This is a genomic window from Subtercola sp. PAMC28395 (assembly GCF_018889995.1).
Classification (GTDB): Bacteria; Actinomycetota; Actinomycetes; order Actinomycetales; family Microbacteriaceae; genus Subtercola.
The window spans coordinates 2306237-2331856 of the sequence record NZ_CP076547.1 but is presented as its reverse complement, the minus strand read 5'-3'; the positions used below and the strand labels follow the sequence as shown (position 1 = coordinate 2331856).

General features: G+C 64.0%; 20 protein-coding genes. 9 read left to right on the top strand and 11 right to left on the bottom strand.

Annotated features, from left to right (window positions below):
• Positions 1-60 precede the first annotated feature (60 nt).
• From cydC to KPL76_RS10725, 4 genes are all read right to left on the bottom strand, one after another.
• Positions 61-3504 carry a thiol reductant ABC exporter subunit CydC gene (gene cydC, locus KPL76_RS10740; RefSeq protein ID WP_216333246.1) on the bottom strand — a complete coding sequence of 1148 codons (3444 nt, stop codon included), beginning with the start codon at positions 3502-3504 and terminating at the stop codon, positions 61-63.
• Positions 3501-4529: a cytochrome d ubiquinol oxidase subunit II gene (gene cydB / locus KPL76_RS10735; protein ID WP_216333230.1), complete on the bottom strand. Its 1029-nt coding sequence runs from the start codon at positions 4527-4529 to the stop codon at positions 3501-3503. Before cydB ends, cydC begins: the two co-directional genes overlap by 4 nt.
• An 18-nt stretch (positions 4530-4547) precedes the next feature.
• Positions 4548-6137: a cytochrome ubiquinol oxidase subunit I gene (locus KPL76_RS10730; protein WP_216333228.1), complete on the bottom strand. Its 1590-nt coding sequence runs from the start codon at positions 6135-6137 to the stop codon at positions 4548-4550.
• Positions 6138-6274: 137 nt separating this feature from the next.
• Positions 6275-6712 (bottom strand): pyridoxamine 5'-phosphate oxidase family protein, encoded by a 438-nt coding sequence (locus tag KPL76_RS10725; protein ID WP_216333226.1) that lies wholly within the window; start codon positions 6710-6712, stop codon positions 6275-6277.
• A gap of 209 nt (positions 6713-6921) precedes the next feature.
• Here KPL76_RS10725 and KPL76_RS10720 point away from each other — a divergent pair, with 209 nt between their 5' ends.
• A complete protein-coding gene (locus KPL76_RS10720; protein WP_216333224.1) occupies positions 6922-7314 on the top strand; it encodes a hypothetical protein in 393 nt (130 codons plus the stop codon).
• On the opposite strand, the gene KPL76_RS10715 is transcribed toward KPL76_RS10720, so the two are convergent.
• A complete protein-coding gene (locus KPL76_RS10715) occupies positions 7286-8914 on the bottom strand; it encodes an MFS transporter (protein WP_216333223.1) in 1629 nt (542 codons plus the stop codon). The genes KPL76_RS10720 and KPL76_RS10715 overlap by 29 nt on opposite strands.
• Positions 8915-9017: 103 nt before the next feature.
• Positions 9018-10310 (bottom strand): dienelactone hydrolase family protein, encoded by a 1293-nt coding sequence (locus KPL76_RS10710; protein WP_216333221.1) that lies wholly within the window; start codon positions 10308-10310, stop codon positions 9018-9020.
• A 114-nt stretch (positions 10311-10424) separates the two neighbouring features.
• On the opposite strand from KPL76_RS10710, the gene cls reads away from it, so the two are divergent.
• Entirely contained in the window at positions 10425-11897 is a 1473-nt protein-coding gene (cls, locus tag KPL76_RS10705) for a cardiolipin synthase (RefSeq protein ID WP_216333219.1), read from the top strand.
• A 44-nt stretch (positions 11898-11941) separates the two neighbouring features.
• On the opposite strand, the gene glgX is transcribed toward cls, so the two are convergent.
• On the bottom strand, positions 11942-13996 hold the full coding sequence (gene glgX, locus KPL76_RS10700) for a glycogen debranching protein GlgX (RefSeq protein WP_216333217.1): 2055 nt from the start codon (positions 13994-13996) through the stop codon (positions 11942-11944).
• 226 nt (positions 13997-14222) lie between these two features.
• Between glgX and KPL76_RS10695 the strand changes: the two genes are divergently transcribed.
• The 5 genes from KPL76_RS10695 (at position 14223) to KPL76_RS10675 (ending at position 19945) form a co-directional block, all read left to right on the top strand.
• Complete coding sequence (locus KPL76_RS10695; protein WP_216333215.1) at positions 14223-15254, top strand: acyl-CoA dehydrogenase; 1032 nt, start codon at positions 14223-14225, stop codon at positions 15252-15254.
• Complete coding sequence (locus KPL76_RS10690) at positions 15248-16630, top strand: PIG-L family deacetylase (protein WP_216333212.1); 1383 nt, start codon at positions 15248-15250, stop codon at positions 16628-16630. The genes KPL76_RS10695 and KPL76_RS10690 overlap by 7 nt, the downstream gene beginning before the upstream one ends.
• On the top strand, positions 16627-17370 hold the full coding sequence (locus KPL76_RS10685) for a glycosyltransferase (RefSeq protein ID WP_216333209.1): 744 nt from the start codon (positions 16627-16629) through the stop codon (positions 17368-17370). The genes KPL76_RS10690 and KPL76_RS10685 overlap by 4 nt, the downstream gene beginning before the upstream one ends.
• 86 nt (positions 17371-17456) lie before the next feature.
• Positions 17457-19262 (top strand): glycoside hydrolase family 15 protein, encoded by a 1806-nt coding sequence (locus tag KPL76_RS10680; protein ID WP_216336387.1) that lies wholly within the window; start codon positions 17457-17459, stop codon positions 19260-19262.
• Positions 19263-19399: 137 nt separating this feature from the next.
• Positions 19400-19945: a Dps family protein gene (locus KPL76_RS10675; RefSeq protein WP_216333208.1), complete on the top strand. Its 546-nt coding sequence runs from the start codon at positions 19400-19402 to the stop codon at positions 19943-19945.
• A 384-nt stretch (positions 19946-20329) separates the two neighbouring features.
• Here the strand turns inward: KPL76_RS10675 and dhaM are convergent, their stop codons facing one another.
• The 4 genes from dhaM to trpD all read right to left on the bottom strand — a co-directional run bounded on the left by dhaM (position 20330) and on the right by trpD (position 23956).
• The gene (dhaM, locus tag KPL76_RS14895; protein WP_305803664.1) at positions 20330-21061 is read right to left on the bottom strand and encodes a dihydroxyacetone kinase phosphoryl donor subunit DhaM; all 732 of its coding nucleotides are present in this window, start codon (positions 21059-21061) and stop codon (positions 20330-20332) included.
• A gap of 1 nt (position 21062) precedes the next feature.
• Positions 21063-21728, bottom strand: a complete 666-nt coding sequence (gene dhaL / locus KPL76_RS10665; protein WP_216333207.1) for a dihydroxyacetone kinase subunit DhaL — start codon at positions 21726-21728, stop codon at positions 21063-21065.
• Between the two features lie 7 nt (positions 21729-21735).
• Positions 21736-22737 (bottom strand): dihydroxyacetone kinase subunit DhaK, encoded by a 1002-nt coding sequence (gene dhaK / locus KPL76_RS10660; protein WP_216333206.1) that lies wholly within the window; start codon positions 22735-22737, stop codon positions 21736-21738.
• Between the two features lie 166 nt (positions 22738-22903).
• Positions 22904-23956 (bottom strand): anthranilate phosphoribosyltransferase, encoded by a 1053-nt coding sequence (gene trpD, locus KPL76_RS10655; protein WP_216333204.1) that lies wholly within the window; start codon positions 23954-23956, stop codon positions 22904-22906.
• 103 nt (positions 23957-24059) lie between these two features.
• Here trpD and KPL76_RS10650 point away from each other — a divergent pair, with 103 nt between their 5' ends.
• Both KPL76_RS10650 and KPL76_RS10645 read left to right on the top strand, forming a co-directional pair.
• A complete protein-coding gene (locus KPL76_RS10650; RefSeq protein WP_256438712.1) occupies positions 24060-24689 on the top strand; it encodes a heme-copper oxidase subunit III in 630 nt (209 codons plus the stop codon).
• Between the two features lie 69 nt (positions 24690-24758).
• Positions 24759-25553: a c-type cytochrome gene (locus KPL76_RS10645; protein WP_216333202.1), complete on the top strand. Its 795-nt coding sequence runs from the start codon at positions 24759-24761 to the stop codon at positions 25551-25553.
• The last annotated feature ends 67 nt before the right edge of the window (positions 25554-25620 follow it).

Here is a 25620-nt window from a genome sequence, read left to right as displayed (position 1 = left end):
CTTTTTCGCCGCCGGTGATCCGTGCTGGTGCCGCATCACTCTGCGGTGTACTTCCCCACTCTAAACCGCAACAGGCTGTTCGAACATCCGGGCGGGGTGCCGATCGGTTGCGGTGGACGCAGCCAAGCGCACTCGCACGTCTCCGGTTTTCGCTTCGACGGAGTGGTGGGTGACCAGAATCACGATCGTGTCGCTGAGGGCGATGCGGAGGTCGGTCATGAGCGACTCCGCCGCATCCGCATCCAGGTGAGCCGTCGGTTCGTCAAGAAGAACGATGTCTCCGCCTGCCAGAAGAGCACGAGCGACGGCGACCCGCTGGCGCTGGCCACCAGAGAGTTGCTCGCCCTCCGACCCCACCCGCGTGTCGAGGCCATTCTGAAGCGAGGCGACGAAAGAACCGAGCCCTACCCGCTCGAGCGCCGCGATCATCTCGGGCTCAGACGGGGCATCGCCCCGGGCGCGGGAGATCAACAGGTTTCCGCGAAGCGTCGAGTCGAAGAGGTGACCCTCCTGGGGGCACCACGTCACGTGGCGTCGGAGTTCGCTGCCACTGTAGTTCGACGACGCACGACCGTCCACGAGAAGGCGGCCGTCTCTCGGTTGGAGAAAACCCAGAGCAACGGCAAGGAGGGTGGATTTTCCGGATCCGGAGGGCCCCTCGACCATGACCCACTCCCCCGCCACCGCGCGAAAACTGACATCGGAGAAAGTCGGTGCAACGACGCCAGGCCATCCCGCCGTCACACCCGAGAATTCCAGGGTGCGAACGGGCGAGGAGATAGTCTCACGGCCGATGGTCTCGAGGTCAGCGGCCTGTCCCTCCATCGACTCGGGGATCTCGTCACCCACGAATCCGGCGACTTTGGCGAGCGCTGCAGCGAGAGAGGGCCACAGCTGCACGGCGTCGACCACCGCAGCCATGCTCTCGATGAGGGCGAGTGGCAGCAGAACGAAGACCGCGGCGAGCTCCACCGCAAGACCGCCCGACAGAACGAACGGCGCACAGACCACGAGCATCCCCATCGCGGCAAGGCAACAGCCGAGCACAGTGAGCGCGTGCCCCAGGCCCAGCGCCCAGGCACCGCGGCGCGCAGCGGCGCCGAGTTCGGCGTCGACTTCCGCGATCGACCTTCTCACTCGCCCATCGATGGCGTTCGTACGCAGGTCCCTGCTTGCGCCGAGCATGGCGACGAACCTCGTGAGCAGGGCGGACTGCAGAGTGTGCTGCCGCTGGCTGAAGGATCGGTCGACCAGCACCGTCACCACAGGAACGACACCCAGGCACACTGCGAAGAGAACGAGAAGTACCCAGAGAACCGGTGCGTAGAGAAGCGCTACGGCAATGATGGAAGCAATGCCCACACACGCCGCGACCAGCGGGGGCATCACGGCCCGGTAACTCAGATCGCGCACATCGTCGGTCGCCCCGACCAGATAGTCGACGGCAGTCGATCCACGGAACAGGCCCCGTGAGGTGATGCCATTGCGACCGAGAGCCCGCCAGAGGCGGACGCGTAGTTCCGTTGCCGCCTGGAAGATCGAGTTGTGCGCACAGAGGCGCTCAGCGTACCGAAGGCTCGAACGACCGATGCCGAAGAAGCGCACCCCGATGATGGCCACGAGAAGGTACATGATCGCCGGTTCCTGGCTCGCCCGCACAATGAGCCAGCCTGAGACCGCCGTCAGCGAGACAGCGAACAGGGCCGACAGGGTGCCGAGCAGTACAGCGAAGACGAAGGTGGCACGCGACGGGCTGAGGAACTCCCAGAGCGCGCGTACGGTGCCCCACGTCTGCGCCTTCACGGGGTCGGCCGATTCACGGTCGGGTTCGGGCTCGATCTCCCCCCTCCTCACGCGGTCGAGGGGCCCGGTTGCCTGTTCCACCTCCCGGAGCCGCGACGTTTCGCCCAGCGTGATGACCGAGGACGCCAGCTCGGCAAGCCCGTGTTCGTGCGTCGCGATGACAATCGTCACGGTGCCGCAAAGTCGTTCGATCATCCGTTCGACGATCAGTGCGCTTTCGGCATCGAGGTGGGCAGTCGGCTCGTCGAGGAGCATCAGCGTCGCCCCATCGTCGACCCGCAGAACAGCACGACCCAGAGCGAGCCGGCGGAGCTCGCCCGGGCTCAGCCTGGCCGGGTCGGCATCAGCCAGCCCCGCCAATCCCAGTTCGGCGAGAACAGCATCGACGCGCACAGCGAGCTCCGGCGAAGTGTTCCCCCCGTAGAGCGCGAGTTCCTCACGAACCGAGGCAGAGACGGTCTGTGGATGCTGCGAGACCCACGCAATTCGGCGAAGGTCGACACCACTCACCGATCCGGCGAGTTCATATCCATCTGTATTGCTGGCCAGCTGGCCACCGAGGAGGGCGAGCACAGAGGACTTGCCACTGCCCGTCTGGCCCGCGACCAGAGTGGTTCGATTGTGAGCGAAGGTTGCAGAGAAGTCGTTCAGAGTCGGTTCTGATCTTCCCGCGAAGTGAAGCGTGACGTGATCGACCCTCACCTCGGCGCCAATCACCTCGGCGCCCGTGACCTCCGTGCCCGTCACGAGGATGGTCGCTGGCGTTGGCCTCGCGACGAACTCGCGCGCCCGAGCCAGAGCGGCCCGGCCATCCTGTGCCGCGTGGAATGCAGCGCCGACCTCACGGAACGGAGCAAAGCACTCGGGAGCGAGAATCAGCACCAGCAAGCCGATCTCCAACGTGAGGCTGCCGCCGATCAGGCGAATTCCGATGGTCACTGCGACGAGCGCCACAGAGATCGTCGAAATCAGTTCGAGAGCCAGCGATGACATGAAAGCCGTTCGCAGCGTCTGCATGGTGGTGGCACGGTAGTCGTCGGAGATTGTGCGCAGCGTCTTTGTCTGCTCCTCGACCCTGCCGAGCCCGATGAGCACCGGCAAGCCCCTGGCGAGCTCGACCAGATTGTCGCTGAGACGACCCAGCGCAGTCGATGCGGCGTCGACCTTGTCACGGGTGTGCATGCCGATGAGCGCCATGAAGACGGGCACCAAAGGAATCGTCACGACGATGATCAGGGCGCTCAGCCAGTCTGCGAACAGGATCCGGGCGCCGAGCAGCAGAGGAATGACAGCGACGTTCGTCATCGCTGGCAGAACCGAGCGGTAGTACTCGTCAAGCTGGTCGAGGCCCCTGGTCGCCAGCACCGCCGTCGATCCGCTCACTCCCGAAGAATCGCTGAGAGCTGTGACGGCCAGCCTCTGGCGCAGGTCTTCCTTCACCCCGACAGCAGCACGTGAGCTGACAACAGTGGATGCCCAGCTCGACCCTGCACGCAGCAGCGCCCCGCCGACACCCCACAGCACGGCGTCACGAAGGGTCTCACCCCCTGCCGGCAGAGCCGAGATTCCACGGGCAATCGCCTCGGCGATGACGATCAGCGACAGCCCTTTGACTGCGCTGACCGCCCCGAGAAGGTACACCGTGCGAAGGTCGGCCCGTTCCAGTCGCGGGCGCCGCCTGCGTTCGGTGGAGCGCGTCATTTGGCGACAGCGGCGACAACCGAGTGCACGACGGGAATCTGTGTTCCGCTGATGCGCTTGCGGAACACCCAGTAGGTCCAGCCCTGGTAGACCAGCACGAGCGGCAAGCCGAACGCGGTGACGACGGTCATCACCCCGAGGGTGTACGAGCCGCTCGAAGCATTGCTGATCGTCAGGTTGTAGGCCGAATCGATTGTCGACGGCAGAACCACGGGGAACACCGACGCAAAGATCGATGCCGCGCCGAGCACCAGGAACAGCGACAGCCCGAGGAAGGCGCGGCCTTCACGGCCAGCCCTGGCGCTCAGCCAGGCCCAGACCACGGCGACCACGGCGCCCGCGATCAGGACGAGCGTGAAGAGTTTGCCGTTACTGAACTGCACGATGAGCACCCACGCGACAATCGGAAGAAGAGCGAGTGGAGCCCACTTCACGACGAACGAGTTCGCTTTCTCACGCACCGAACCGTCGGTTTTCAGCGCAAGGAAGACGGCTCCATGTACGAGGCAGAACCCGACGACGGCCAGTCCGCCGATCACTGCATACCCGTTGAGCCAGACGAAAGCGCCGCCGACCCTGTTGCCGTTGGCATCCAGCGGCAGCCCAGTGGTCGTCAGGGCGAGAGCGGCTCCAACACCGAAGGCAACGATGAACGAACCGATGCTGATCGCGAGGTCCCACGCATGGGTCCAGCGAACGGTCGCCCCCTTGCCGCGATATTCAATCGCGACCGCACGGAAGATCAGGCCGACGAGCACGAGTGTCAGCGGAAGATACAGTGCCGAGAAGAGCGACGCGTACCAGAAGGGGAACGCGGCGAACGTGGCTGCACCCGCGGTGATCAGCCACACCTCGTTGCCGTCCCACACTGGGCCGATGGAGTTGAGCATGACGCGGCGCTCCGTGTCGGAGCGACCGGTGAGCAGCATGTGCATTCCCACACCGAGGTCGAATCCCTCGAGCAGAAGGTATCCGATCCAGAGCGCAGAGATGGCGATGAACCAGAAGATGGTCAATCCGTCCATGATGATTCGTTTTCCGTTCTAGTAAGCGAAGGCGAGCACGTCGCCACTCGAGCCGGTGCCGGATGACCCGGAGGTTTCGTCAGTGTCGTCATCGTCGGAGTGGGCGAGCTCGGGCATCACACCGGCAACTCCCGCCCTGGCGTACTTGAAGAGCAGTCGAACCTCGACCACGAGCAGAGCGCCGTACACCAGCGTGAGCGTGATGATCGAGAACAGCAGTTCGCCCACCGATACCCCGGGTGAAACCGCTGCCTGGGTGAACATGAACACGCCGTCGACGCCCGTCGGGTTCGGTGCCACGACGAAGGGCTGCCTGCCCATCTCGGTGAACACCCACCCTGCAGCATTCGCCCCGAACGGAGCGAGAATTCCGAAGACGGCCAGTCTCATCAGGCCCCGCGACGCAGGGACTGTCCCCCGCCGTGTCAACCACAACGCGACCACCGCGGCCAGCGCAGCGAGAGCACCGAAGCCGATCATCAGGCGGAATCCCCAGTAGGTGACCTGCATGACAGGAACGTACTGGATGGCCTGGCCCGCCTGGGCGCCGTAGGCAGCAGTGTCAGGGATGTTCGTACCGAATTTGGCCTGGTACTCGGGAAGCAAGTCCTTCACACCTTTGACATCAGTGGTGAAGTTTCCTGTCGCAAGGAACGAGAGCAGACCGGGGATCTGGATCACGGGGATGACGTCGTCGCAGTTGTGGGTGGCACCCACATCGCCGATGGCGAGCACAGAGAAGCTCGTTCCCGTCTCACAGGCGGCTTCGGCTGCGGCCATCTTCATCGGCTGCTGCTGGAACATCAGCTTGCCCTGAAGGTCACCGGTGAAGGCCACGCCGGCGAATCCGATGATCGCGACGACTGCGCCGATGCGAAGCGAACGGATCCAGACGGAATGGTCGGTCTTGTCGCGACCCGGGATCGAACGCGATTCGCCGACGACGACGCGCTTCTCGGCGTCGACGGTGTCGATCCCGTCTTTGCGGCGCTGCCAGAGGTGATACCAGGCGATTCCGATGAGGAAGCCTCCCCCGACACCGAGCGAGCCGAAGATCGTGTGTGTGTAGGCGAGGATGGCCGTGTTGTTCGTCAGCACGGCGAAGATGTCATTCATCACGGGGCGACCGTCGACGAGTTCGACGCCCACGGGGTGCTGCATCCACGAGTTGGCGACGATGATGAAGAACGCCGAGATCCAGGAGCCCGCAATGGCGATCCAGAGCGTGGCAAGGTGAACACGCTTCGGCAGGCGATTCCAGCCGAAGATCCAGAGCCCGAGAAAGGTCGACTCGAAGAAGAAGGCGAGAAGACCCTCCATGGCGAGGGGAGCACCGAAGACGTCTCCTACGAATCGGGAGTACTGGCTCCACGCCATGCCGAACTGGAACTCCTGCACCAGGCCGGTGGCGACACCCAGAATGAAGTTGATGAGAAAGAGCTTGCCCCAGAACTTGGTCATGCGCAGGTAGCGCTCGTTGCCCGTACGCACCCACAGGGTCTGCATGATGGCAACAGCCGGGCCGAGGCCGAGCGTGAGAGGGACGAGCAGAAAATGGTAGACGGTCGTTATTCCGAATTGCCAGCGGGCAATATCGAGAGCATCCATCGGGAGCGACTCTTTCTGTCAGGGAAAGCCGGCCTGTGTGACCGGCTGGGAAAGTGATGTACTTCTTCTGGAATCAGCTTTCCCTGACAAAAGGCTGGGCATCAGGACCTAAGTCCTGTGAATCCGGGCCTGGGGAATCACAGCTCGGCGAAACCGACAGGAGCTTCTCCCCCGAAGGCAAAACGCCGACCGGCGATCTCCGCTGGTTCAATACGGAGATAGACCTGCTTCGACGTCGGCAGCCATGATTCCAGCGGAAGCCGAGCGGCAGCGAGTTCTTCTCTCTCGGTGTCGAGCACACGCGCGGTACCTTTCACGACCACACTCCAGCCGTGAAAACGATCGACGTTGTCAGCCTCGAAGGCGACCAGAGGATTGATGGTGGCTTCGAGCAGTTTGCTCCCCTCGCCCGTGCGCATGAGGATCGAGCGATCATCGACAACAAAATTGATGGGAAACACGTCGGGCTGTCCTGCGACGCTCACGGCAAGCCGGCCGACCGTCGTTCTGCGGAGCACCGCCCAGCACTCCTCGGCGCTCAGTACAGTGATCGGTTCATCGGTGAATGACGACATGCCACCATCGTTGTCGTCGCGGGCCGCACACCCTAGGGTCAAAGGTCCCTAACACCGACTACTCCCGCAGTGCCGCACGACAGGTCGACCACTTCGTCTTCTGCCCATGCCCGCGCGAGCCTGCTGGTGGCACAGTCACCCGCTAGAGTGTGCTCGTCAACGTTCTCGCGGGTGCCACAGGCCCCGCTCACCGGGAAGCACAGCCACAGATGCCGAAAAGCCGCCCTTCGCAGCGATCCTCCACCAACGCCCAGCGTTCCACCGAGTCGAGGCATCCCGCTGTCGCCGAGAAGAACCGCGGCCGGTGGGGCGCATTCGCCGGCCTCATCACACTGGCGCTGATCGCCTTCCCGCTCTCTGCAACCATCGCCTTCGCGACCAACCCTGCGTCGCAGAAACTCTTCGGCGGCAGGCTGGAAGACGCCAGCCGGGGTGGCTACATCACGTTCTGGTGGCTCATGTCGCTGCTCATCGTGTCACTGCCGTTCCTCGTGGGTTTCGGCATCACCAAGCTGAGCAGTCGCGGACTCGCTATCGTCGGCGGTGTCGTGGCTCTCTTCGTCATCGCGATCGTCATTCTCGGCCAGCTCTTCGTCTACTAGCCACTTTCGGCTTACCCGCGACGATCTGCGTCGGAATGTTCTTCGAGAACAGCAGAGACACGATCGCCAGTACGATGACGGCGACGAGCGATGCCCGAAGAGCCGATACCTGAGAGTCCCCGTAGATCGAAGCGAGTTGGTCACCTTCGCTGCTCGAGAGTCCTGCCTTTTCGGCAATTCCGGCGACCTGCGACACCGGGATGATCTCCACACCGGACTGGCTGAGTGTGTTCACCTGCGTCTTCACCGACGAGGGCAGGTCACTCGACTGGACACCGCCCAGAAAACCTGAGGCGAGGGAGGCGATCAGCACCGACCCGATCAGCGCCGTCCCGAGCGACGAACCGAGATTCTGAAGCACTCCCTGGAGGCCGCCGACCTCACTCGTCTTGTCTTCTGACACGCTCGACATGTTCACGTTTCCCAGCTGGGAGGCAAGAAGCCCGAGGGCGGAACCGGCGAAGAACATTCCTGCGGCGAACAACCATCCCTTGAGCTCCAGTGAGACGGAACCGAGGAGCAGGATGGCGCTGGCGACGAGGATGAATTGGCCGAGCCGCACGATCCGCCGCGGAGACCAGACGGCAGAGAGCCTGGTCCCCACGATCGAGAACAGAATCAGCGAGATCGAGAGCGGAAAGATCTTGAGCCCGGTCGAGAGGGCATCGAGGCCGAGTGTCATCTGCAGGTAGACAGGGATCATGAAGAAGATCGCCGCAGTGATCGCATACTGGGCAGCGAGCACCGAGAGTCCTGCACGTAGCTGGGCGATGCGGAACATCGAGACCTGCAGCAGAGGCGGCCGACCGACGGCGATCAGGTGTCGTTGCCTCACGAAGAACGCCCAGAGCAGTACGCCGCCGGCCACGATGAAATAGGGCACGAGCGACAGGCCCAGCGGCTCGATCGGTACGCCATTGACCTGCGGCGGATGAAGCGGCAGAACCCATCCCCAGACCTTGCTCTGCAGCATGCCGAAGACGATGGCCACAAGCCCCGCCGCAGAGAGAAGAACGCTCAGCACATCAACGCGGATCTTCTGGGGAGCGCTGTTGTCGGTGACCAGCCTCGAGAGCATGAGGACCACGATCATGATGAGCACCTCGCCGAAGAAGACGTACCGCCAGCTGAAGTACGTGGTGACGAAACCACCGATGAGGGGCCCGGCAGCCACGGCTCCACCCGAGACTGCACCGATGATCGCGTAGGCCGTGACACGGTCGCGGTCGTGGTAGTTGTCGGCGATGAGTGCCGCGATGGCGGGGATCACCAGCACAGCGCCCAGGCCTTCGATCACCGACCAGCCGAGAAAGAGCACCACGATGTTCGGTGCAAGTCCGGTGAGCAGCGATCCACAACCGTAGACGATGCACCCCACGACGAATGCCCGTCGGCGCCCCCAGATGTCACCGAACTTGGCTCCCAGGAGCATGACTGCTGCCATAGTGAGGGTATAGAACGTGATGGCGCTCTGCATCGCGGCGACCGTGGTGTCGAGGTCGGTGACGACCTTCGAGATCGAGACGTTCATCACGGTGCTGTCGAGCACCATCACGAACTGGGCGAGCCCGAGAATGATGACGATGTTCCACTTCTTCATGTGCTGCACCTCTGCGATCGCAATCCGGCATCACTGCCCAGAGATCGCCCTGCGTGGCGATACTGATGCAAAGATAGTGCCTTCCCGGTGAGAGGAAATCAGGTCACGCGAAAATCTCGTCGAAGAACACCTGCATGGCAATCCACGACCGGTAGTCCGCCAGAGCGTCGAACTGCGCGCCGAACTCCGGCGAGTTGGCATCGGGCATGGTGAACGCGTGCATCGCCCCGCTGTAGGTCACGAGTTGCCAGTCGGGAGCTTTGGCCGAGCGCAGTTCGTTCTCGAACCGCACAACAGAGTCATCGGGTACGACGGGGTCGTTCCCGCCCGTCAGCACGAGCAGGCGGGTACGGATGTCATCTTCATCAGCAGGGTGACGAGTGTCGAGTCGACCATGGAACGAGACGACCCCCGAAACAGCACTACCCGAGCGCGCCAGCTCGAGCGCCGCCGAGCCGCCGAAGCAATAGCCCATGACGGCCACGCGCGACGTGTCCACGCCGGGTTCGGCCCAGAGGCGCTTGAGGTTCACCTTCATCCGTGCACGAAACAGCTCGGGGTCGTCGTAGAACTTCGCCGCTTCGACCGGAGCCTTCTGCGAGCTGAGGTGGGCGCCACCGCCGTAGACGTCACCCGCGAGCGCCACGTAGCCCAATCGTGCGAGCATCTGTGCGCGCACCCTGACGTGGTCGTTGAGGCCTGTCCAGTCGGAGATGATCAGAATTCCGGGAAGTGGCCCCTCCGCGTCAGCGGGCTTCGCGACGAATCCACCGAACTCGATTCCGTCGGCCCGATACCGAAGCTCTGCCGTAGTGATCGCGAACGACTCTTCGACGGAATCGAGCAACGCCGCCAAGCCTTCAGAGAGAGGTTGATCGTAACTCACCGGCATCGAGGAGCCGGCCTCCGTCCTGATCACGTCCCTGCTGCGCGCGGGCCCCTCGTCCGCAGGCGCGTGGCCGGCCGCAGGGCTGGGGCTCTTCGGCGGCACAGCTGCCACCGCTTCGCCCGAGTCGGCCCTCACCCAGCGGGTGATCAGCCGGAGGAACGACTCGAGCCGGTCATCCACCTCGGCCTGGTCGTGAAAGCTCACAGTGCCTCGTTCGCCGGTCACCCAGCTGACCAGACCGCTCTCATCGACGAACGAGAAGCCGTCTTCAGCCTTCACCTTCGAACCGCGGTGCAGGATGATCTGCACACGATCGCGCGTGCGGAGGTTGAACGTGACCCGGTCTTCGCCGGCGAAGATGAAGCTCGGGGCGTTCCACTTCATGTGTTCGGAGATCGAATCGTCCGACTGCAGCACTGCAAGTCGGAGCTGGGCGACCTGGGCTTTGAAAGGGTGATCGAGCCCCCGCAGGAACGCGTCGATCTCACTGGTCTGGTTTGACGACATGACTCAACTGTGGCCTGCCGAACCGCGCCGATCAACTGTCGGCGATCATCCACAGCGAAATCGTAGTGAAATTGCCACTCACCGAGGCACTGCACTCACCGACATAATGAAGGAGTGACCGGGGAACAGATAACCATTCTTGTGCTGGTGCTGTCGCTTCTTCTCGATCTTGCCGTTCGGTTCGCCGCGATCATCATCGTGCCACGCAACCGTCGGCCTTCGGCGGCGATGGCCTGGTTGCTCGCGATCTTTCTGATCCCCTATCTCGGAGTCGCCTTCTTTCTCCTCATCGGCAGTTACAAGCTGCCGAAGAAGAGGCGCGAGAAACAGGCCGCGATCAACAGTTTCATCATCGAGACGACCAAGGGAATCGAACTGGTCAGCGATGACAAGCCCTGGCCCCAGTGGCTGCGGTCTGTCGTACACCTGAATCGCGAGCTCGGTGCGATGCCATTGGTGGGTGGAAATACCGCCACGCTGATAGGTGACTATGCCGGGTCGATCGCAGCCATGACGGCCGCAGTGAACCAGGCAAAGACCTTCGTGCACTGCGAGTTCTACATCATTGCGCTCGATCCGGTGACGGCCGATTTCTTCTCAGCCCTCGAAGCAGCCGTGAAACGCGGAGTGACGGTGCGGGTGCTTCTGGACCATGTCGCTTCGGTCCGAACGTCCACCCACCGGGAGACCTTCACGAAGCTCACCGAGATCGGCGTTCTCTGGCACTTCATGCTGCCCGTGCAACCCCTGAAGGGCAAATGGCAGCGCCCCGACCTTCGCAACCACCGCAAGCTGCTCGTCATCGACGGCACGCTGGGCTTCATGGGCTCGCAGAACCTGATCGACCGCAGCTACAACAAGAAGAGCAACATCCGGCGCGGCCTGAAGTGGCAGGATCTGATGACCCGCGTTCACGGCCCGATAGTGAGCGGTATCAACGCCATCTTCATCACCGACTGGTACAGCGAGACGAACGAGCTGCTCGATCGCGAGACCGTACAGATCGCCGACGAGATCATCGACACCTCCCCCTCAGCGCTCGACTGCCAACTGGTGCCGAGCGGGCCCGGTTTCGAAGGCGAGAACAACCTGCGCCTGTTCCTGGCGCTGATGTACTACGCACAACAGAAGGTCATCATCACGAGCCCCTACTTCGTGCCGGACGACTCCATGCTCTATGCGATCACGACGGCGTGCCAGCGCGGCATCGAGGTCCAGCTGTTCGTTTCGGAGATCGGCGACCAGGCCGGTGTCTACCACGCGCAGCGTTCGTACTATGAGGAGCTGCTGCGCTCGGGGGTCACGATCTGGCTTTACCAGGCACCCTACATCTTGCACGCCAAGCACTTCACGATCGACGACGACATCGCTGTCATCGGTTCGAGCAACATGGATATCAGGTCGTTCAGCCTGGACTTCGAGATCTCACTGATGGTTCGCGGTGCGACGTTCGTTCAGGAGATGCGCGCAGTCGAAGACGGTTATCGCACGGTGAGCCGTGAACTCACTCTCGAGGAGTGGATGAAGCAGCCCCTCCGCTCGACGATCCTCGACAACCTCGCACGGCTGACCTCATCGCTGCAGTGACGTCACGCGGGTTCGGTAACACGACGTAGCGGCTGCGCCGCTACTCAACCAGCACGACTGCGCAGCAGGGTGAACGAGCACCCACGAACGATGAGAGTCGTCACCTCACCCTCGACCGACTGATCGGGGTCACTCGAGATCGCGAGTTCCCATTTCTCCTGCGGCGCGGCCGGAACGGTGAATTCGACTCCGTTCTCTGCGGAGTTGAGCAACAGTGCGAAAGCATCGGCGCCGGAGTGTTCGAGCACGAAACTGATCGAACGGGCATCCGGATTCTGCCAGTCGTCGTCGGTGAAGCCTTCAGCGTCTGAACGGTCGACGGCAACAGTGTCACTGCCACCCACCTCGGGTGCCTGCCGGAACCAGGCCGGCCGTAGCGCGGGGTTCTCGGCGCGTAATGCGATCAGCGCCCTGGTGAACTCGAGCAGTTCCCGATCGGCGTTCGTCCAGTCGAACCACGAGATCTCGTCGTCCTGGCAATAGGCGTTGTTGTTACCGCCCTGGGTGCGGGCGATCTCGTCTCCCCCGAGAATCATCGGAACTCCGGCCGAGAGCAGGAGCGTTGCGAGAAAGTTGCGGCGCAGGATGTCGCGGCGCGTGTTGACCGCCTGGTCGTCGGTCGGTCCCTCTGCGCCACCGTTCGACGAGCGGTTGTCGCTCTCGCCGTCGTTGTTGTCTTCACCGTTGGCGGCGTTGTGCTTCTGGTTGTACGAGGTGAGGTCGGCCAGAGTGAAACCATCATGGGCGGTCACGAAGTTCACGCTCGACAGCGGTGAGCGCCGGTCGGCTTCGTAGACATCGGGGCTGCCGAGAACCCGCTGCGAGAGGGTTCCGAGAACACCGTCGCTGCCGTTCCAGAAATCCCGCACGTCGTCGCGGAACTTGCCGTTCCACTCCGACCAGTCGGCCGGAAAGCCGCCCACCTGGTAGCCCGCGGTGTCCCAGGGCTCAGCGATCATCTTGACCGGCGCGAGCACGGGGTCCTGGGCGATCAGCGTCAGGAACGCGGAATGCAGTTCCGCGTCACCGCCCTGCCGGGTGAGAGTCGTTGCCAGGTCGAAGCGAAAGCCATCGACGTGCATCTCGGTGACCCAGTAGCGCAACGAGTCCATGATGAGTCCGAGGGCGGTGGGATGGCCGACATTGAGGGAGTTTCCGGTGCCTGTCGTGTCGAAATATGATGACCGGTCGTCTTCGACGAGGCGATAGTACGCCGCGTTGTCGATGCCCTTGAACGACAGCGTCGGGCCCAGGTGATTGCCTTCTGCGGTGTGGTTGTAGACCACATCGAGGATGACCTCGAGGCCAGCCTGGTGCAGAGCCTTCACCATGGCCTTGAACTCCGGCACCTGGGCGCCACCGTCTCCACCTGACGAGTAGTCGCCGTGAGGAGCGAAGAAGCCGATGGAGTTGTAACCCCAGTAGTTGCGAAGTCCCTTCTCGAGCAGGTGGCTGTCCTGCACGAACTGGTGCACAGGCATGAGTTCGACGGCGGTGACACCGAGGTCGGTGAGGTGCTTGATCGCTGCGGGATGAGCCAGTCCGGCGTACGTTCCGCGAATCTCCTGGGGAACGTCGGGGTGGAGTTTCGTGAACCCCTTCACATGCGTCTCGTAGATGATCGTCTCTGCGAGCGGGGTTCGAGGTGCGCGATCCTCACCGTCGGCGTTCCAGTCGAATGCAGGGTCGGTGATGATGCAGCGCGGAGTCGACGGCGCAGAGTCGCTGTCGTCGCGGTTCTCCGGTTCGCCCATGTCGTGCCCGAAGACGTCTTGTCCCCACGTGTATTCACCCTCGATCGCGGTGGCGTGCGGGTCGAGGAGGAGCTTGTGGGGGTTGTGCCGCAACCCATTCGCTGGGTCCCACGGCCCGTCGACCCGGATTCCGTACCGCGTGCCGACGCCGACACCGGGAACGAATCCGTGAAAGACGTGCCCCGTGCGCTCGGTGAGCCGTGTCGGCGTCTCAAGCCCGTCTGCGTCGAAGCTGCAGAAGTCGACGGAGTCCGCCGTTTCGGAGTAGACAGCGAAGGAGATGCCGTCACTGTGCAGTGTGACACCGAGGGGGTACGGGAGGGAACGAGGAGAATCTGAAGACATGACAACATCTTGGTCGACACTCGGTCTGCTTCCACAACTGCCGCCGGAGGCTTGACACTGAACCAAATCTCGGGTCGGCGCAAGGGGTGCAGGCCCGTTTCGATCCGAATCGCTCCTCGTTCTACAGTGGTGACCCATGCGGACGAATCAGCCCAATCAGGCAGACGCGACCGTTGGCACACAGTTCCCACGGTTTCGCCGCTTTCGCAGGATCGGAGTTCGAAGCGTGCCCAGTTCGCCCAGTGCAGTGACCCTGTCGGCACCTTCCCGACAACATTCGGCGGCGTCGCTCGTGCGCGTTGCTCTCGTCGAACCCGCGTCGACCGTCGACGAAGCTCTCGCACTCGCGCAGTTGCTCGGATCGCACGGCGTGTTTCCGGGTGAGGGCCGCACGGCGGAACTCTGGGAGACACTCGCCACAATCTCCGCGCGGGATCTCGGAGTTGCGCGTGCGATCGAACCCCATCTGGATGCCCTGGCCATCCTCCACCAGGCGGGCGCAGACGACCGCGTGGGTACGGGCACGTGGGGAGTCTTCGCGGCCGAGGGCGGCGGCGATCCCCTGACGGAACGCAACGGACACCTCACCGGCACCAAGGCCTGGTGCTCCCTCGCCGATCGATTGGACAATGCACTCGTCTCGGCGCACGTCGGCGACAGTGAAGAAAGACAGTTGTACTCCGTAGCCCTCCGGGATGAAGGAATCACAGTCCCCTCAGACCACTGGCACGCGCGGGGGCTCGTCGAGATACCGAGTGGACCCGTCAGGTTCTCTGCAGTGGCAGCCACCGGAGTGGGCGAGCGAGGCTGGTACCTGGACAGGCCTGGATTCGCCTGGGGCGGCATCGGAGTGGCCGCCTGCTGGTACGGGGGCGCAGTGGGTCTCGCACGAACGCTCTTCACCGCCACGCAAGCATCAGCCGGGCCATTCAGCCTCGCGCATCTCGGTGCGGTGGATGCCCGGCTGAGCGATGCCCGTCGCGCCCTCGCCGAGGCGGCCTCACTCGTCGACGGGGGCTATGCGACCGGCCACGACGGCAGCCTTCTCGCCCTCCGGGTTCGCGACACCGTCGCTGGCGCTTGTGACCAGGTCATTCGGCGTGTTGGGCGCGCGCTCGGGCCAGGTCCGCTGGCCGTGGACGAAGCACACGCGAAACGTGTGGCCGATCTCACGCTCTACCTCCGCCAGCATCACGCGGAGAAGGACGAAGCGGCGCTCGGCTCCCAGCTACTGGAAGGCTCGGCCGAGCCGTGGTGACCTTCGACGCCCGTGATGCCGGTACCTCCCAGGCGGTCTGGCGATCAGATCCGCGCCTCGATTCGCTTGGGGATCTTCATCTCGACCGGTTCGATCGAGTGGTTGTCGTCTCCGCTCACCCCGACGACGAGACTCTGGGAGCCGGCGGACTGATCGCCGAGTGCGCGCTGCGATCGATTGAGGTCAGCGTTATCGTCGTCACAGATGGCTGCGCCTCCCACCCCGAATCACCGACGTTCGACCGTGAGACTCTTGCGCGCTGGCGTGAGGCGGAGGTGCGCGAGGCAGTCGCGATTCTCGCCCCGCATGCACCCGTCAGGACTCTCGCATTCGAAGACGGAAACCTTGACGCTTCCGTTCCCGCGACACGCGATGCCGTGGCTCTCGCCGTGGGCACCGGTTCGGGCGACGCGGTGTTGCTCGTCGCACCGTGGCGCGGAGACGGCCACCACGACCACGAGATCGTCGGGCGCATTGCTGCCGAGGTAGCGAGTTCGTCAGGGTGCAGCCTTGCGGAATATCCGATCTGGATGTGGCACTGGGCGAACCCGAACGACCCCACCGTGCCCTGGAATGATCTCGCATCTCTGCACCTGAGTCCCCTCTCCCTCGAGGCGAAGACAACGGCCGTTGCTGCGCATCGCTCGCAGGTGGAGCCCCTGTCTGAGCAGCCCGATGACGAGGCCGTGCTGCGCTCCGATTTTCTCGAACACTTCACTCGCTCAGCCGAAATCTTCGTGGTCAGCTCGCCTGTGGCTCACCGTGAGCCACCACTCACGACCCTTCCGGCGGCGTACTTCGAGAAGACCTACGACCTGCATGCCGACCCGTGGGGTTTCACTGACCGCTGGTACGAAGAACGCAAACGCGCGCTCACCGTTGCCTCACTCCCCCGGCCTCGTTATGGCTACGGACTGGAGATCGGGTGCTCGATCGGTGTGCTCACCCAGGAGCTCGCAGCCCGGTGCGATCGGCTTCTCGCAGTCGACATCTCTGAGGCCGCCATCGCACGGGCCCGCGAGCGACTCGTCGAAACACCGAACGTCGAGTTGCAGGTGCAGGATGTCGGGAAGGATTTCCCGCCAGGTTCGTTCGACCTCGTTGTGCTCTCTGAAGTCGGATACTATTTCAGCCCCGAGCGACTCGACGCTGTGCTTCACGATATCGAAGGGTCTCTGACCCCCGAGGGAACCCTTGTCGCCTGCCACTGGCGATACCCTGTCGGCGACTATCTCCAGAGCGGAGACGGGGTGCACGGGAGGATCGCGGCGAACCGCAGCTGGCACAGGATTTCGAAGCACGAAGAGAAGGACTTCGTGCTCGAAGTCTTCACTCTCGACGGGCGGTCCGTCGCTGAAGAGACAGGCCTGCGGTGACACAGACGAGGGGGTTGGCGATTGTCATCCCGGCGCGAAACGAGGAGCAACTGATAGGCCCGTGTCTCGAATCGTTGCGCGCGTCAGCGCTCTTTGCACGCCGAACTCTGGGTGAGAGAACGCCCCGGCTCCTGGTCGTGGTGGTCATCGACGGTTCAGACGACCGGACCAGCGCGATTGCGCGGGCCTTCTCCGACGTGGTCGTTGTCGATGGCGTGCAGTCTGCCGAGGGCAATGTTGGTCGCGCCCGCGCTGCCGGCGTCGCTGTGGCACTCGACAATTTCGGGGACGAGTCTGCCACGGCACTCTGGATCGCCAATACTGATGCGGACTCTCAGGTCCCACTGAACTGGGTCGCCCGACACATCGAGTTGGCCGATGCTGGCGCTGACGTCGTACTCGGCACGGTGCGGCCGAACTTCGACGACCTGTCTGAAGAGCAGGTCCACGCCTGGACCCAGGCCCATTCCGACAGCCAGCCGGCCGGTCGCATCTACGGTGCCAATCTGGGAATACGAGCGGACGTCTACCTGGCAGCAGGGGGCTTCGTCCCTGTTGTCGAACACGAAGATGTCGATCTGGTGAACCGTGCCCGGGCACGCGGGGTAACGGTCATCGAGACCCGGGACCACGAAGTGCTCACATCCGGTCGCCGGATCGGCCGGACTCCCGGTGGCTTCGCAGGATACCTCCGCTCACAGCTGAGCACGCCCGCACGTTCGACGTACGCTGAAGCGTGAGCACTTCGACCCGCAAACAAGCCGGCGCGGCAACTGCTGCCGGGCATCCCGGTGCCAGAGGCGACAGCCCTCGCTCCTCGACCTCGATTCGGCGTGAGGGTTACGCTGACCTCCGATCGTACGGAGCCATCGGCGACGGCCGCACAGTTGCACTCATCGCCCTCGACGGTAGCGTCGACTGGTTTCCGATCCCCAACCTCGATGCCGCCCCCGTGTTCGCGAGGCTTCTCGATGAGGCAGACGGTGGATCAGTCGAATTGACACCCACTCGGGCGTTCACTTCCACGCGGCGTTACCTCGAGGGTACGAACGTACTGGAGACGACCTTCACAACGGAGACGGGTGTCGCCCGCGTGACCGACGCGCTCGTCACGGGCATCGCCGGGCGGCTTCCGTGGGCCGAGCTCGCCCGGCGCATTGAGGGGATTTCGGGCACCGTGCGCTTCCGATGGAAGGTGGCACCCGGCACCTGCCTGTCAACCGCGTCACCCTGGGTCCAGAAGACGGCCCACGGGTCGGTCATCAGGGTCGATTCTGTGATGATCGCGGTGCGCGGAATCGACCACGGGCCACGCGGGGGCGGCGACCGTGCCGTGGTCGGCCGATTCACGACGTCGGCTGGCTCGAGGCATGTCCTCACTGTCGTCGGAACCTCGAACGAACCACTCCATCTGCCCGATGCCGAGGCCGTCGACGCAGGCATCGACCGCACGATCGCCAATTGGCAGAACTGGTCTCGTGAGTTCAGCTACGACGGCCCGTGGGCGGAGTCGGTGAGCCGCAGCGCGCTGGCCCTCAAGCTGCTCATCTACAGCCCGACGGGCGCAATCGCGGCAGCGGCGACGACATCACTGCCCGAGAACGCCGCTGGTGGCAAGAACTGGGACTATCGATTCGCCTGGGTCCGAGACACTGCCTACATGCTGCACGCGCTGATCCGTTTCGGCCTCCGCGAAGAGACCCACGCAGCGGTCTCCTGGCTGCTGAAGACCATTCGCGCGCACGGGCCACAGCTGCACGTCTTCTACACGCTGCAGGGCGAACTGCCGGTCAGCGAAGTGGAGCGCAGTGCGACCGGCTGGCGAGGCGGCGGCCCGGTGGTCGTCGGCAACCCTGCCCGCAACCAACTGCAGCTCGGTGTGTTCGGTGACCTCTTCGACGTCGTCCGCCTGTATGCCCGAGGCGGGAACGTGCTCGATGCCGAAACCGGGCGGATGCTCGCCGACATTGCCGATCGCACCTGCGACGCCTGGCGCCAACCCGACGCAGGCATCTGGGAGCTCGGCGAAGCGCAGCACTACACGTCGTCGAAGATGGGGTGCTGGCAGGCGCTCGATGCTGCAGTCGAACTCTGCGAACTCGGCCAGATCCCCGGCGACCCGAGCCGTTGGAGCGCCGAGCGCGGCCTGATCGCGGAATGGATCAGGGAACACTGCTGGTCTGAAGACCGCCAGAGCTACGTCTCGTTTCCGGGAACAGATGAACTCGACGCCTCCGTGCTTCTGCACGCGCCCAGCGGGTTCGACAGAGGAGCCCGCATGTCGTCCACCATCGACGCGATCCGGGGCGAACTCGGGCGTGGGCCACTCGTCTACCGCTATTCGGGAGTCCAGGGCGAAGAAGCAGCCTTCGTCGCGTGTTCGTTCTGGGTCGCATCGGCACTCGCCTGCGTCGGGCGCACCGGTGAGGCGATCGCGCTCATGAACGAGCTCGTGGAGCTGGGCAACGATGTCGGCCTCTACTCCGAGATGATCGACCCCGACGATCTGTCGTTCTTGGGCAACCTTCCCCAGGGCCTGAGCCACCTGGCACTCATCAATGCGGCGATCACGATCGAAGAACTCACGCGCACACAGCAACCGAAGTCGGGGCGCCGAACCCACGCCACGTGAACGCCGCGGGTTGTGACAGACCCTTCACAGAACCTGACTCTGGCCCCGTGTCAACCACCCCAGGTGTTCCGGCGGAGCCCCTGCCGACCGGCGTAGCCTCGAGGAGCCACAGCTCACCATCGAAAGGACAACAACCGATGTCTACAGCCACAATCAAGCGAGATGTGCAGGTTCCCGTTGACGGCGGTGCGAAGAGCACCCGTCGTCAGAACGCAGAACGCGGCTTCAAAGCTCCCAAGGAATTGACCGATTCTCTCCAGCAGGTACTCGTCGACCTCGTCGAGTTGCACGTGCAGGGCAAGCAGGCGCATTGGAACGTCGTAGGCAAGAACTTCAGGGACCTCCACCTTCAGCTCGACGAGATCATCGACTCGGCCCGGGAATTCAGTGACACCGTTGCCGAGCGCATGCGTGCCCTGCACGCTGTTCCGGATGGCCGGAGCGACACCGTCGCCGCAACCACGACGTTGCCTGAGTACCCCAACGGCGAAATCGACACGGCGGAGACCGTCGACCTCGTGACAGCGCGTATCGAAGCGGTCGTCGGCACCATGCGTGACGTGCACGACACCGTCGACGATGCGGACCCGACAAGCGCCGACATCCTCCACGCCGTCATCGAGAAGCTCGAACAGTACGCGTGGATGGTCTCAGCGGAGAACCGGACCACGACGAGAAAGTAAGTGAGCGCGGCGGGCGCCCTAGACAGGCGCTCGCTTAAAGCGCGGCACGGTGAGCGCGGCGGGCGCCTTGAACAGGCGCTCGCTTAAAGCGCGGCACGCTGAGCGCGGCGGGCGCCCTGAACAGGCGCTCGCTTACAGCGCGGCACGGTGAGCGCGGCGGGCGCCCTGAACAGGCGCTCGCTTACAGCGCGGCACGGTGAGCGCGGCGGGCGCCCTGAACAGGCGCTCGCTTACAGCGCGGCACGCTGAGCGCGGCGGGCGCCTAGACAGGCGCTCGCCCCAAGCGCGGCACGGTGAGCGCGGCGGGCGACCTGAACAGGCGCTCGCCCCAAGCGCGGCACGCTGGCTCCGCGCCGGGTGATCGACTGTCACCCGGCGCAGGATTCAGGCTTCTCCGAAACCGCTCTCGATGAGAGCAGCCAGCGCGTCGAGGGCACCCTTGCCACTTGGGTCGCCTGTCTCGAGGGTGGCAGTGGTGCCCCGCACGAGGCCCAGCGACATGATCCCCAGCAGGCTCTTGGAGTCCTTCCCGTTGATGGTGACCTTCGCCGGGAAGGTATTGGCCAGCTTGACGAACTCGGCGGCGGGTCTCGCGTGCAGGCCGTCCTTGTTGACGACCTCGACCGTTCTCGTCAGGGAGTCCGTCGCCGGGAGGGCACCCTGCTGGGCGGCGCCAACGGGATCGTCGGCCGCCGCAGTGACCGGTTCTGCCCGGCCCTGTGCCCCCCGCGCAGTCTCGGCAGCCGCCACGACGTCGTCGAGCGAGCCGCCGGTCTCGGCCGTGACCGATGCCGCCACCGCCCCTTCGACGAGCGGTGCATCCACGATCCTGACCTGGCCACGCACTTCGTCGTCGAGAAAGTCGAGCGCGGTCTCGGCGGTGAGGATCGCTGAGCCCAGATCGCACAGCACGACGACACCTGCACCGGAGTCGACCTGCGCGATCGCCGACAGGACCTTGTCGAAACTGGTCCCGATGCCGCCCTCGTCGGTGCCGCCTGCCGGAGCCAGCGCCGTGTTCGGTGCCATCTGCGAGGCCAGGTCGATCAGGCCCTCAGCGATCTTGCCACTGTGCGAGACGAACACCAGACCGACCTTGCCTGCGACTGCCGACACCTCAGTCCTCCGCGCCGGAGACGGGCGCGGAGTCTGCCGCAGCGGTCTCCGCAGCAGCACGGATGAGCAGCGCTGACGACTGTGCACCCGGGTCCCGGTGCCCGATGGCCCGTTCACCGAGATAGCTTGCACGGCCCTTGTGGGCAACAAGAGGCTCAGTCGATTCGGCACCGGCGGCCGCGGCGTCGGCCGCTGCCTGGAGGATCTCGACCTCGTTCCTGCCCTCCGCCAGTGCCGTGGCCGCAGCGTCGACCGCAGGAGTCCACGCGTCGATCATCGTCTTGTCGCCCACCTCGGCCTTGCCGCGGAGCACGGCTCCGTCGCGGGCAGCAGTGAGCATCGCCACCAGTGCGGCGCCATCGAGCTCCGGCTCCTTGCCGACGGCCACGGCCGCCTTGAGGTAGGCCGTACCGAGCAACGGGCCAGAAGCGCCTCCGACGGTGGAGATGAGCGTCGTCGCAACGAGTTTGAGGGCATCACCCGGCACGGCATCCGGAGGCAGGTCGACGAGCTTCACCATCACTGCGGAGAACCCCCTGTCGAGGTTCTCGCCGTGGTCGCCGTCGCCGATCTCGCGGTCGAGGGTGATCAGTTCGACCCTGTGTTCCGAGACGACGCGCGCGCTCTCTGTGATCCAGTCCTTCACCCAGGTGATGCCCAAACTCATGCTTCGTCTACCTTCCCCACCGGAGAGCAGCAGTCTGCACTGGTGCATCCCACAGTCCGGTCAGTTCGTCGTCCAGTTTCAATACCGTAATCGACGCGCCTTGCATTTCGAGGGAGGTCACGAAATTGCCGACGAGTGTTCTCGTGACCGTGATGCCCTGGGCGGCCAGCGCCTCGGCGGCACGTCGGAACATGATGTAGAGCTCCACGAGGGGTGTTCCACCCATTCCGTTGACGAACAGCAGCACCGAGTCGCCGGATGCGAAGGGAAGGTCTTCGAGGATGGGTTCGAGCATGCGGTCGACGATGGCATCGGCCGGTTCGAGCTTGATTCGTTCGCGCCCCGGTTCGCCGTGGATTCCGATCCCGATCTCGATCTCGTCTTCGTCGAGCGTGAAGCTGGGCTCGCCCGCGTGGGGAACCGTCGGGGCCGTGAGGGCGATTCCCAGCGTGCGCGTCTGGGCGTTGACCTTCGTGGCGACGGCGGCCACAGCATCCAGATCGTCACCTCGTTCGGCGGCGGCCCCGGCGATCTTCTCGACCAGCACCGTGCCCGCAACGCCACGGCGACCAGCCGTCCATGTCGAGTCCTTGACGGCGACGTCGTCATCGACGATGACCGTGCGCACGTCGATACCCTCGGCAGCGGCGAGGTCAGCGGCGGTTTCGAAGTTGAGAACATCGCCGGTGTAGTTCTTGACGATGTGGAGGACTCCTGCTCCCCCGTCGACGGCAATCGTCGCAGCGAGAATCGGGTCGGGCGTCGGTGAGGTGAAGATCGGTCCGGGGACGGCCGCGTCGAGCATGCCGAAGCCCACGAAGCCGCCGTGGAGGGGCTCGTGGCCGCCGCCGCCGCCGCTGACCAGCGCGACCTTTCCCTTGACCGGCACACCGACGCGCAGGATGTAGACGGGGTCGAGTGAAACGGTGACGAGGTCAGGATGGGCCGCGCCGAAACCGGCGACAGACTCGGTGACGACGTCTTTCGGGTCATTGATGATTTTCTTCATTGAAAGTCCTCTCTCTGGAGCGATCTCTCGAGGCCACCACCACGTTCGGGGGCCTCGTTCGAACTAAACCTACGCCCAATGCAATGCTGGGGAACAGGGGTCTGCGGTGTTCGAACATCTGTGCACGAAGCGCTGGTTCCGTCGGCCCACCGCGGCCGGTGACACCTCAGGACTGTGTTGCAGAAATCCAGGTGTCGAGCTTCTCGGTGGCGGCACCGGAGTCGATCGCAGAAGCTGCGGTGATCATCCGTGCAGCGAGGCGTTCGACGATGCCGCGTTGCACCTGCGCCGGGTCACGCGCAAGGTCGAACGCGACGAGCCCGGCTGCTGCATTCAACAGGACGATGTCGCGCACTGGGCCCGTCTCACCGGCCATGACTCGACGCACCGTTGCTGCGTTCTCCATCGGGCTGCCGCCACGGAGGTCGTCGATCGACGAGCGCTTGAGCCCGAATTCGCGGGGGTCGACATCGTGCTCGGTCACAGCGCCGCGAGAAATCTCCCAGACGTGACTGTGGCCGGTGGTGGTGAGTTCATCGAGCCCGTCATCACCGCGGATGACGAGCGCCGTCGCGCCTCGGGTGCGGAACACGCCCACAAAGAGAGGAACGCGATCGATCTGCGCAACACCCACGACAGACGCCTCTGGCCGCGCGGGATTCACCAGCGGCCCGAGGTAGTTGAACACGGTCGGAATGCCGAGCTCGCCGCGAACAGTGGCGGCGTGGCGGAACCCCGGGTGAAACTTCGCCGCGAACGCGAAGGTGATGCCTGCATCGATGAGCACCCGCGCCACGTCGTGGCTCTCGAGTGCCAGGTTGAGGCCGAGCGCGGAGAGCACATCGGACGACCCGGAGAGCGAACTCGCCGCCTTGTTGCCATGTTTCACGACCGGCACGCCGGAAGCGGCACAGACGATCGAGGCCATTGTCGAGACATTCACCGTGCCGAAACGGTCCCCGCCGGTGCCGACAATGTCCAGCGCGAACGGGTCCACGGCGAGAGGCACAGCATGGTCGAGGATCGCATCGCGAAAGCCGACGATCTCGTCGACCGTCTCACCCTTTGCCCGCAGAGCGACGAGGAATCCCGCCAGTTGAGCCGATGTGGCCGAACCCTGCATGACCTCGTTCATCGCCCACGTGGCGTCGGACACAGACAGGTCGTGCTGCTCCAGCAGCGACGAAATGATGCTGGGCCAACTCTGTTCAGGTGCCATATCTGCGATCATAAACGGTCCCTCAACCCGGACACGCCGTGCTCGACTTCTACAGAGTGTGGAAATGCCAAACACGGGGTGAGAAATCGGACATAATGGAACCGTGACGAGCAACTCGCTGACCCAAACATCCTCCGCGCCGCTGGTGCAGCGGCCCAATGTCGTGGCCGTTGGCACGATCGTCTGGCTCGGCAGCGAGGTGATGTTCTTCGCCGGCCTCTTCGCGATCTACTTCACCCTGCGGTCGACGTCTCCCGAGTTGTGGAGCGTCGAGACCACGCACCTGAACGTACCGTTCGCAACCGTGAACACGCTGATCCTGGTGTCCTCCTCATTCACGTGCCAGTTCGGAGTGTTCGCAGCCGAACGACTGCAGTCGCGCGCAACAGGCTGGAAGCCCACGCAATGGGGAATGGTCGAGTGGTTCTACCTCACCTTCATTCTCGGGGCACTGTTCGTCTCCGGCCAGGCCTGGGAGTACGCAAACCTCGTCCAGGACGGCATCACCATCAGCTCCTCGGCCTATGGCTCGGCGTTCTACCTCACAACGGGGTTCCACGCACTGCACGTCACGGCGGGGCTCTTCACGTTCCTTCTCATGATCGGCCGGGCATTCGCGGTCAAGAACTTCGGTCACCGCGAAGCCACCAGCGCCATCGTTGTCTCCTACTACTGGCACTTCGTCGACGTGGTCTGGATCGGCCTCTTCCTCGTGATCTACGTGCTCAAGTAGCTCACCCGCACGATCCTTCGCGCACGCATGCTCCTTTCGAAACACCCGCACCAAAAGAGAGTTGAGAGAATGGCCCGCAATTCCAAGAAAGCGAACAGACGACACCCCCTCGCTACCGTCGTTCTGATCGCAATCGGGCTTGCCTTCACCGGCGGCGGTTACGCGCTGTTCACCAGCACGGCCACGGCCCAGTCCGCCACGGCAGCCACCTCGCAGTCCTCCGTCGACGAGGGCAAGAAGCTGTTCGCCGCCAACTGCGCCACGTGCCACGGTATGAACCTCGAGGGGTCCTCAGCAGGGCCGAGCCTGCTCGGCGTCGGTGCAGCGTCCGTCGACTTCCAGGTCGGTACCGGCCGTATGCCCTTGGCGATGTCGGGCCCCCAGGCCATGCAGAAGCCTCCGCAGTTCACTTCGGAGCAGACGCAGGCACTCGCGGACTATGTGGCATCCCTGTCACCGGGCCCCGCCATCCCCACCGACGAGCAACTGACGGCGAACGGCAACGCGACCAACGGTGGCGAGCTGTTCCGCATCAACTGCGCCATGTGCCACAACGTCGCAGGTGCCGGCGGTGCGCTCACGGAGGGCAAGTTCGCCCCCCAGCTCACCGGCGTCGACTCGAAGTACATCTACGAAGCCATGCTCACCGGCCCGCAGAACATGCCCGTCTTCAACGATCACAACATCACTCCTGAAGACAAGCGCGACATCATCACGTACCTCAAGTACCTGCAGAGCAACCCGTCTCCGGGTGGCTTCGAACTCGGCAATCTCGGCCCGGTGGCCGAAGGGCTCTTCATCTGGATCTTCGGAATCGGCGCAGTCGTCGCTCTGACGGTCTGGCTGACCGCCAAGTCCAACTAGCCCAGCACCAACCCAGCTCAGCAGCACCAGCAGTCCCACATTTCTTGACAGGCTCGAAAGGGAACAC